The sequence below is a fragment of the Spirillospora sp. NPDC049652 genome (assembly GCF_040675125.1).
GTDB lineage: Bacteria > Actinomycetota > Actinomycetes > Streptosporangiales > Streptosporangiaceae > Spirillospora.
This window is the reverse complement of the sequence record NZ_JBFAOF010000240.1, coordinates 1-8,772: the sequence shown is the minus strand read 5'-3', so window position 1 is coordinate 8,772 and position 8,772 is coordinate 1. Positions and strand designations below refer to the sequence as shown.

Genomic DNA, 8,772 nt, shown 5'->3' with positions numbered 1-8,772 from the left:
CGGCCGATGCCGCGGGTGCCGCCGGTGACCAGGACGCGGCGCCCGGTGTGGTCGAGGCGAAGTCCCCCGGCGGCGCGCGCGGCGGCCTCCTCGATGCGGCGCCTGATGCGCGTCATCTGGATCGGGGTGTTGTGGTCGAGGCGGGCCCGCATCGTCTCGTCGTCCACGGGGGCCCCAGGCTTCATCGCGAAGTCCTGCCGCCAGCGCATGAGGACGCCGCCGTCGCTCGGGGTGTACTCCCAGTGGATGTTCATGTACTCGAACGGGCCGGTCTCGACGCGGTGCGCGCGGACCGTCCGGGTCTCGCGGTCCGCTGTGCGCTCCGACACCCAGCTCCACACGGTCCCCTTCTCGTCGGGGTGCAGCGCCAGCCGGAACCGGACGGTGTCGCCGTCCCGTTCGAGGATCTCCGCAGTGGAGTACTCGCTGAACAGGCTGGGCCACGACTCCACGTCGTTGGTCATGTCCCAGACCAGGTCCATGGGGGCGTTGATGACGATCTGGTTGTCGGTGTGTCCTGCCATGTTCGGGGTCCCTCCGCCGAAGGTGGACGCGGCTGCCTGGAACGCTCGCGCGAGGGGCTTGAGCGTCTCTGGAGCGCGGGTGGTGGTCGGCCGTGGGCGCCGCCGCCGGGGGTTGCCGGGTTCGACGGCGGCGGCGCCGGATGGTGGGGCGTCAGCCGAGTTCGGCCCGGTCGGCTTCGGCGGCCTGGCCGGCCCGGTCGGGCGGGGCGTGCTCGCCGCCCGCGTAGGCGGCCGTGACGGTGTAGATGCCGAAGGTCGTGCCGCGGCCCGCCCGGTCGTCCTGGAAGATCCGCATGGGCGCGGTGACGTCGCGGTGGTCGACGCCGGACTCCCATTCCAGGAACGACTCCAGGTCGCGCCACTCGCTCATCACCACGAACCCGCACGGGTCGTGGATCGACCGCAGCAGCACGTTGCTCAGCAGGCCGGGCGTTCCCTCGAGGGCGCGGCTGACGGTGTGGTAGGCGTCGGTCAGTGCGGCTTCCTCGGGGGCGCTGGTGTACAGCAGGACGTGGATCCTGTCGATCAGCTCCCCCGGAGAGCCCTCACACGGCGGCGAGGCGGGGAGTGACATAGCCGACCACGGCCTCGGGGGTGGGCAGGTCCGTGACGAGCTCGTCGGGGATGCTGACGGTGAACTCCTGCTGGATGCGCGACGCCAGCTCCAGGACGGCCAGCGAGTCGTAGCCCATCTCCTCGAAGCTGACGGCGCCGATGTCGGTGTCCAGGTCGATAGCGTCGGGTTCGCCCGCGCACTCACGCAGGATGCGGCGGACGTCGTCGACCGTGAATCTGGCCATCCCTGTCTCCTCGGTGGGGGATGCGGTCCCGTCACCTTGGAAGGCGGTGCTAGAGCGCCGCTGCACGCGGAGTGGAGGACGGAGTGGAGGACGGGGGGAGCGTGGACTTCCGGTGGTGCGCCGTCCGGAGCTCAGCCCTCTCCGGGCGCCTCCACCAAGCCGTTGACATGCGGTGAACACGTTTCGTCATGGCCGATATCGGCCTTCCAACCTGCCCGCTTGCGAATGGGGCGCAGCGCGGCCCGCGGGTTCGAGATACGCCGCGGCCGGTCGGCCGGCGGCGCCTGGAGTTCGGACGGGGACGCCGGAGCGTCGGAGGGGGGCGGCGGGGGCATTTGGAGACCGCCCGATTCCCGGGTGATCGGGACCTCGTGCTCGCCCCGCAACACGTTCACCTCCCCCGCCGCCAGCGCGCCGTGCCCTCCCAGCTCCACGATCTCGCTGCTCAGGCACTCGCGCGCGAAGATCTTGAGGAGGTCGTTCATCCGGTAGCGGGTCTCCGCGTCGGGGCCCCAGCAGACCTCGAGCAGGTGGTTGTCGACCAGCCGGAACAGGCCGCTCTCGACCACGTCCACCCCGCCGCCGACCAGGCGGTCCACCACCAGCGGGGTGAAGTCCGGTGTCGGCAGCAGACTGACCAGCCGGAACAGGCTCTGGTCGCAGGGGGCGAGCGCCCGGTACCCGGACGCGAGCCGGGCCCGCACGTCCAGGTCGGCGAAGGTGAGCAGGTCCAGGCGCGACCGGATGTCCTCCATCCGCGCGACCAGCGTGCCGATCGACCAGGCGGGGGTCGCGGCGAGCCTCGAACCGACCCCGCGCAGGGCGAGGGGCAGCCGTCCGCACAGCTCGGCGGCGCGTTCGGCGGCCCGGCGCTCCGACCCGGCGAACACCCGCCCGCTGGCCGACTCGATCAGCTTGACGGCCTTGTCGAGCGGCATCTCGGCCAGCTCCAGGTGCCGCAGGCCGGGCACGCTGTGCAGGCCGCGCCGGGTCGTGACGATCACCGCGCCGGTCGGCGAGGCCGGCAGCAGCGGGGTGATCTGCGCGGCCGAGTGCGCGTCGTCGAGGAGCACGAGCATGCGCTTGCCCGTGCTCCACGTCCGGTAGAGCTTGGCGCGCTCCTGGAGCGAATCGGGAATGTCGCTCTTAGGGACGCCGACCGCGTGCAGGAATTGGGTGAGGACGTCCTTCGGGGAGGCGGGGTTGGAGGTGCTGCCGCGAAGGTCGGCGAACAGTTGGCCGTCGGGGAATTCCGCGCGCAGGGCGTGCCCCACGCGCAGCGCCAGGACCGTCTTTCCCACTCCGGGCATTCCGGAGATGGCGACCGCGCGGCTCGACGTCGGGGTCGCGCCGGGCGGCAGCAGCCGTGCCCTGGCGCGCTCCAGGATGTCGGCGCGGCCGATGAAGTCGGGCAGGTCGGGCGGGAGCTGCGCCGGCGACAGCAGCGCCGGGGAGCGGACGACCAGGGGCGCCGCCGGGACGTCCGCCGCCTCCGGGACGGCGTCGGCGTCGGGGTTGAGCAGCGACAGGTGCAGCCGCTGCACGGCCGGGGACGGTTCCATCCCGAGCTCGTCGACCAGCTGGGTGCGCAGCCCCCGGTACACCGACAGCGCCTCGTACCGCCGTCCCGACCGGTTGAGCGCGATCATCAGGTCGGCGTAGAAGCGCTCGTTCAGCGGGTGCTCCGAGACGAGCATCTTGAGCTCGCTGATGAGCTGCTGGTGGCGGCCCAGCTCCAGGTCGGCGGTGATGCGCTGCTCCATGACCCGCAGCCGCTCCTCCTCCAGCCGCGTCGCGTGCGCGGACAGGATCTCGCCGAGCGACACGTCCGCGAGCGCGGGCCCGCGCCACTGCCCCAGCGCCTCGGAGAGCAGGTCGGAGGCGCTCGCCGGGTCGCCCGACTCCAGCGCCGCCCGGCCGTCCTTGGCGAGGACCTCGAACGCCCGCAGGTCGCCCCGGTCCGCCGGGGCCTCCAGCAGGTAGCCCGAGACGCGGGTGTGCAGGGCCGCGCCCTCGCAGTGCTCCAGCAGGTCCTTGCGCAGCTTGTAGATGTAGGTCTGCAGGGTCGTCATCGCGCTGTTGGGCGCGTTCTCGCCCCAGAGCTCGTTGATCAGCTCGCCGACTTGGACGAGTTTTCCGCAGCGCACCAGAAGAAAGGCCAGAACCTGACGGACTTTCGGCGCCGTCGGAGTCAGTTCCATTTCTCCATTGGCCACCCAGAGTGGACCGAGAATTCTGAACTGCATTCCTGGGACCTCCACCCAAGTCGATCTTCCAGGTATCTTGATCTGAGTGTTATCCGATCTGCGGCGGAGATCAACGGCTGTCAAACGCGGAGTGCGCGTGCGGGCGCCCGTCCCGTCTTGAAAACGAGAAGACCGGTCGGATAAGCTTTTGGATCCCCCCTCGAAGTCGACTCTGCCCCTGGCCGTGCTCACGCCGCCGAGCCCGACACCGGCGCATCATGCATGGTCCGACCTCGAAAGACGCTCGACGCCCGCTTGTGTTCGGCCGCCCCGCCGGGGCGGCAATGACACAAAGTCCCCGCCAACCACCCAGCGTCATCGGCCAGTGAGAATTAATTCACATTCGAACTCCCGCTTCTCTGCTATCCACCACGGTGGGGAGGGATGGCGACCAGAGAAGCGGGCCGCCGCATGCGCGCGTGTCCGCACTTGTGTCATGCTCTGTCACTTCGGTGAGGCGTTCGCCCGCCACACGAAATCGACGAATTCCCACTCCAGTCGCGCCGCCCGCCCAAAGAACTGCTCCAGCAGCTCACGGGCGCCGTCCGAGGCGGTCTCGCCGACCTCGTCCACCATCGCGATGAACGCGTCGACATACCCCGGGAAGAACCCCGGGTCGGGCAGGTACGCCTCGATCCACCCCGCGTACCGCGCGTCCCGCGCGTAGCGCGCCCGCAGGTCCTCCCCCACCTCGAGGTGGAACCACGTCATGGGCAGCAGCGCCCCCACGCCCGCCGCGAACCCGCTCTCGGGCGCGGCGAGCATGAGCGAGCAGTACGCCGCCCAGCCGCCGACCCCGCCCCCGGCGCCGCCGAGCCGTCGTCCCGAATCCGTCCTGTCGGGCGGCTCATCACCTCCAGCGGGGGGCTCGTCATCACGCGACGGCGGCAGGGCGGCCAGCTGGGTGTGGAGGCGGGGCAGGGAGCCGAAGGTGGCGGCGGAGGCCTGGGCCAGCAGCTCGCCGTGCGCGTCGTCGTCGGCCAGGGCGGCGCAGCGGGCCAGGGCCCGCGCGTAGGAAGGGACGACGTGGTGGGCGTCCTGTTCGGCGAAGCGGCGCAGGACCTCCGGCGCGAGGGTGCCGCGCCGGAGCCCTTCCCAGAACGGGTGCTCCTTGATCTGGGCGAGCACCGGCGCGGCGCGTCGTGCCAGCCGGTCGCGCATCATCGGCGGCCCGGGGCCCGCGCGGAGAGGTCGCGGCCGGGCCGTCCTCCGGACGGCTGCGCGGATGCCGGCACGCCGGTGCCGTCCGTCCGGCCCGCCGCCTTGGCCAGGACATCGGACAGGACGGTCTCCCGATCGGCGCCGTCCTGGCCGGTGCTGTCCTGGCCGGTGCTGCGCCAGGCCACGAAGGCGTCCGGACGGACCAGGACGGCGTCGTCCGGGCCGATGCCGTAGGCCGCGGTCCAGTCGGCGCCCGGCGCGGTGCAGTCGCCGCCGGGGCCGATCCGCACCGCGCGCAGCGGGACCGGGGTGTGCTCGGCGACCGCGGCGGCCGCCGTCCGCCACGCCTCCGAGGCGGTCAGCAGGACGTAGGAGTCCCAGAACAGGTCGATGGTGGACAGGCGTTCGCCGTCGCGGTCGAGCCACACGTGCGGGGCGCGGGTGCCGGGTTCGCCGGTCAGCGACAGCGGGCCGGTGAGCACCGGCCGCTCGTCGTCCGCGACGATCGAGGACGAGCGGTAGCGGTAGCCGAGGGTGATGACGATGTCGTCCACCATCGCGGCCTTGACCTGGTCGTCGGCGTAGCCGTGCCGGATGCGGTTGCGGATCATCGCCTGCTCGGCCATCGCGGCGCCGACCGCGTGCCGTTCGTCGTGGTAGCTGCCCAGCAGCGCGTCCCCGGCCCATCCGTGCAGCACCCCGGCGAGTTTCCAGGCCAGGTTGTGCGCGTCGTGGATGCCGGTGTTCGCGCCGAAGCCCCCGGCGGGCGGGTGCACGTGCGCGGCGTCGCCCGCCAGGAACACCCGGCCCGCCCGGAACCGCTCGGCGACGAGCTGCGCGCCCTGCCACGGCACCTTCGCGACGACCTCGACGTCCATCCGGGGCAGCCCCGCCGCCCGGCGGACGATCTCGACGCAGCGTTCGTCGGTGAAGTCCTCGGGCTTCTCGCCCCGCTCCGGGTGGTAGACGGGCGCGGCGAGCCACGGGTCGCGGCCGTGCAGCCGGGACAGCCCGGTCATCGTCCCCCCGGCGGTCGCGTAGCAGAGGATGAACGGCCGGTCCTTGAGGACCTCCTCCAGTTCGGGCGCGCGGAAGTAGATGCTCAGCGCGTCGAACACCGTGCCGCGCCCCGAACGGGGAACGCCGAGCGCCTCGCGGACCGTGGAACCCGCGCCGTCCGCGCCGATGAGGTATCGCGCGCGGATCTCGCGGATCTCGTCCGTCGCGACGTCGCGCACCCGGGCGGTGACGCCGTTCGCGTCCTGGTCGAGCGAGCACAGCCGGACGCCGAACCGCAGCTCCGCGCCGAGTTCGCGGGCCCGGTCGGCGAGGACGACCTCGTAGCGGTCCTGGCCGCAGCCCATGACGCGTTCGGGGCTGATGTCCGGGCCGTCCAGCGAGGGGGCCTCGACGACCTCGGCGTCGGCGATCTCGGCGTAGGTGCGGCAGCGCAGGATGCCGCCCTCGAAGAACGGGTGCGAGTCGCCGATCTCCAGCGCGCGGACGCGGTCGCCGAGCCCGGCGGCCCGGAAGATCTCCATGGTCCGCGCCTGCAGGCCGGGCGCGCGGGGCAGCACCGAGGTGTCGGGACGCTTCTCCACCAGCAGCACCGGGACGCCGTAGCGCCCGAGGAACGCCGCCGCCGAGAGCCCCACCGGGCCCGCGCCGACGATCAGCACCGTGGTCTCGTCGCTGCTCACCGCCGCGGGTCCCAGACGTAGAAGGGCTCGGCCATCGCGTCCTTCGGCTCCCGCCAGTTGGGGTCGTAGGGCCGGATGTGCTGCGACAGCCGCTCGTTGATCTCCTTGTACAGCGGGTGGCTGCGGGCCTTGTACAGGTTCGGGGTGACGTCGTCGTCCGCCTCGACCAGGTGGAAGTACAGGTCGTGGAAGCGGAACAGGGTGCGCCGTGACACCCCGACCATGTGCGGCAGGTCGGTGCTGTCGGAGTCGCGGAAGATCTGCGCGACGTCGTCCGCCTCGGTGGGCGCCATGCGCGCGACGATCAGCGTCCGGTGCATGCGGTCTCCTCTCGGGTCGCCGCCATGCTGCGAGCGCGGGGTCCGGGGGCGGTCGAGACCGGCTCGACGGCGGCCCGCGAGCCCGGCTCCAGTCCCGCGCGAGCCGCCGGCCGGACGATCTGGCGAAGCATCCGCGGCGGCGAGGGAGGCACCGGTGGAATTCGGGCTGGCGGGCAAGCGCGTCCTGGTCACGGGCGGCACGCGCGGCATCGGCCGCGAGACGGTGCTGGCCTTCGCCCGCGCCGGAGCCGTGACGGTGGCCTGCCACCGTTCGCCCGGCGAGGCCGCCGACGGCCTCGCCCGCGAACTCAAGGCGCTGGACGAGCGGCACCGCGTCGTCCAGGCCGACGTCACCGACGAACGGCGGGTGCGTGAGCTGGCCGGGTCCCTCGGCGGCCTGGACGTGCTGGTCAACAACGTCGGCGTGGACGCGCGGTCGCCCCTGGACGAGCTGTCCCCGGCCGAGTGGCACCGCGTGCTGGAGACGAACCTGACCGGCTGCTTCACCGTGACGCGGGCCGTCCTGCCGCTGCTCTCGGACGGCGGGTCGATCATCAACGTCGGCGCGGTCGCCGGGCACCGCGGACGGCCGCAGAGCGCCCACTACGGCGCGTCCAAGACGGCCCTCGACGGGCTCACCCGCTCGCTCGCCCGCGAGGTCGGCGGACGCGGCGACCGGGTCAACACCGTCGCGCCCGGCGTGATCGTGACCCGGCCCGGCGGCGGCCCGCCGCCCCCGGTCGCCGACATCATCCGCGGCATGACCGCGCTCGGCCGCCTCGGCACCCCCGCCGAGGTCGCCGCCGTCGTGCTGTTCCTCGCCGGCGACGCGTCCGGCTACATCACCGGAACGACGATCAACGTCGACGGCGGCTTCTGAAAGGACGCACATGGACATCGGAATCGGCCTGCCGACCTGGCTCCCGGGCATCGACGGCACCCTGCTGGTGGACTGGTCGCGCCGCGCGGAGGACCTCGGCTTCGCCTCGCTCGGCGCGCTCGACCGGCTGATGTACGACGTGTACGAGCCGCTGACCGCGCTCGCCGTCGCCGCCGGCGCGACCCGCCGCATCCGGCTCACGACCAGCATCCTGATCGCCGCCTACCGCGCCGACCGCGCGCTCCTGGTCAAGCAGCTCGCGAGCCTGGACCGGCTTTCGGGCGGGCGTCTCACGGTCGGCGTCGCGGCGGGGGGACGGGACGACGACTACATCGCCTCCGGCACCGAGTTCTCCGGACGCGGTGCCCGCCTGGAGGAGTTCGTGGGCCAGTTGCGCGCGTTCTGCGACGGCGGGTCGGACGGTCCGGTGCCCGGTCCGCGCCCGACCAAGGGCTGTCCGCCGATACTGTTCGGCGGCCACTCCGAGCGGGCGATGAACCGCGCCGCCGTCCACGGTGACGGCTGGATCGCGGGCGGCTCGTCGGCGTCCGCGTACGGCGAACTGGCCTCGCGCGCGCGGAAGGCGTGGCTCGCGGCGGGCCGTCCGGACCAGCCGCGGCTGGCCGCGATCGCCTACGTGGCGCTGGGCGGGGACGCCGCGCTCAACGAGGCCCGCCACCATCTGACCGGCTGGTACGCGTTCACCGGTTGGAAGACCGACATGGCGGTGCGCAGCGTCCTGTCCACGCCGGACGCGGTGCGGGAGTTCGTCGCGGGCTACCGGGCGGCCGGCTGCGACGAACTGATCCTGTTCCCCTGCGTCCGCGATCCGGGGCAGGCCGACCTCATCGCCCAGGCGGCGTTGCGCTGAGGAACCCGCCGGTCGGGCCGTCGTCGCCGAGCAGCGCGACGTCCACGATGCGCGGCGCGACGTCCTCGGGCCGGCGCTGCTGACCCGGCATCATCCGAGTGCGCACCCGTCCGGGGTTGACGGCGTTGACCAGCACGCCGGTTCCCTCGGTCTGGGCGGCCAGCATGGCGGTCAGGCCGTTGAGGGCCTGCTTGGACAGCGAGTAGCCGGGCGCCCCGGCGAACAGGGCGCCGCCGAACTCGGGCGTCGTCCCGCTGGAGACGATCACCA

10 protein-coding genes are annotated in these 8,772 nt (G+C 72.8%); 2 read left to right on the top strand and 8 right to left on the bottom strand.

Annotated elements, in window-relative coordinates; genetic code table 11:
- From AB0J52_RS17525 to AB0J52_RS17495, 7 genes are all read right to left on the bottom strand, one after another.
- Nucleotides 1-524: SRPBCC family protein (locus AB0J52_RS17525; RefSeq protein WP_500182631.1), on the bottom strand; the 524-nt coding region annotated here is incomplete at its 3' end.
- A gap of 151 nt (nt 525-675) precedes the next feature.
- On the bottom strand, nt 676-1,098 hold the full coding sequence (locus tag AB0J52_RS17520) for an antibiotic biosynthesis monooxygenase family protein (protein WP_500182630.1): 423 nt from the start codon (nt 1,096-1,098) through the stop codon (nt 676-678).
- On the bottom strand, nt 1,070-1,324 hold the full coding sequence (locus AB0J52_RS17515) for an acyl carrier protein (protein ID WP_500182629.1): 255 nt from the start codon (nt 1,322-1,324) through the stop codon (nt 1,070-1,072). The genes AB0J52_RS17520 and AB0J52_RS17515 overlap by 29 nt, the downstream gene beginning before the upstream one ends.
- Before the next feature lie 131 nt (nt 1,325-1,455).
- Entirely contained in the window at nt 1,456-3,525 is a 2,070-nt protein-coding gene (locus AB0J52_RS17510; RefSeq protein WP_500182628.1) for an AfsR/SARP family transcriptional regulator, read from the bottom strand.
- A 489-nt stretch (nt 3,526-4,014) separates the two neighbouring features.
- The gene (locus tag AB0J52_RS17505) at nt 4,015-4,734 is read right to left on the bottom strand and encodes a TenA family protein (protein ID WP_500182627.1); all 720 of its coding nucleotides are present in this window, start codon (nt 4,732-4,734) and stop codon (nt 4,015-4,017) included.
- The gene (locus AB0J52_RS17500; RefSeq protein WP_500182626.1) at nt 4,731-6,431 is read right to left on the bottom strand and encodes an FAD-dependent monooxygenase; all 1,701 of its coding nucleotides are present in this window, start codon (nt 6,429-6,431) and stop codon (nt 4,731-4,733) included. The genes AB0J52_RS17505 and AB0J52_RS17500 overlap by 4 nt, the downstream gene beginning before the upstream one ends.
- A complete protein-coding gene (locus AB0J52_RS17495) occupies nt 6,428-6,751 on the bottom strand; it encodes a TcmI family type II polyketide cyclase (protein ID WP_500182625.1) in 324 nt (107 codons plus the stop codon). Before AB0J52_RS17495 ends, AB0J52_RS17500 begins: the two co-directional genes overlap by 4 nt.
- A 154-nt stretch (nt 6,752-6,905) precedes the next feature.
- On the opposite strand from AB0J52_RS17495, the gene AB0J52_RS17490 reads away from it, so the two are divergent.
- On the top strand, nt 6,906-7,631 hold the full coding sequence (locus AB0J52_RS17490) for an SDR family NAD(P)-dependent oxidoreductase (protein WP_500182624.1): 726 nt from the start codon (nt 6,906-6,908) through the stop codon (nt 7,629-7,631).
- A 10-nt stretch (nt 7,632-7,641) separates the two neighbouring features.
- Nucleotides 7,642-8,502: an LLM class flavin-dependent oxidoreductase gene (locus AB0J52_RS17485; RefSeq protein WP_500182623.1), complete on the top strand. Its 861-nt coding sequence runs from the start codon at nt 7,642-7,644 to the stop codon at nt 8,500-8,502.
- Here AB0J52_RS17485 and AB0J52_RS17480 read toward each other — a convergent pair.
- On the bottom strand, nt 8,477-8,772 hold a 296-nt coding region (locus AB0J52_RS17480; RefSeq protein WP_500182622.1), incomplete at its 5' end, for an SDR family NAD(P)-dependent oxidoreductase. The genes AB0J52_RS17485 and AB0J52_RS17480 overlap by 26 nt on opposite strands.

What these genes read in the sequence shown, in the direction of transcription:
- AB0J52_RS17510 (WP_500182628.1), bottom strand. Translation starts at nt 3,525, where the DNA reads ATGGAACTGACTCCGACGGCGCCGAAAGTCCGTCAGGTTCTGGCCTTT.
- AB0J52_RS17505 (WP_500182627.1), bottom strand. Translation starts at nt 4,734, where the DNA reads ATGATGCGCGACCGGCTGGCACGACGCGCCGCGCCGGTGCTCGCCCAG.
- AB0J52_RS17485 (WP_500182623.1), top strand. Translation starts at nt 7,642, where the DNA reads ATGGACATCGGAATCGGCCTGCCGACCTGGCTCCCGGGCATCGACGGC.
- AB0J52_RS17520 (WP_500182630.1), bottom strand. Translation starts at nt 1,098, where the DNA reads ATGTCACTCCCCGCCTCGCCGCCGTGTGAGGGCTCTCCGGGGGAGCTG.
- AB0J52_RS17515 (WP_500182629.1), bottom strand. Translation starts at nt 1,324, where the DNA reads ATGGCCAGATTCACGGTCGACGACGTCCGCCGCATCCTGCGTGAGTGC.
- AB0J52_RS17495 (WP_500182625.1), bottom strand. Translation starts at nt 6,751, where the DNA reads ATGCACCGGACGCTGATCGTCGCGCGCATGGCGCCCACCGAGGCGGAC.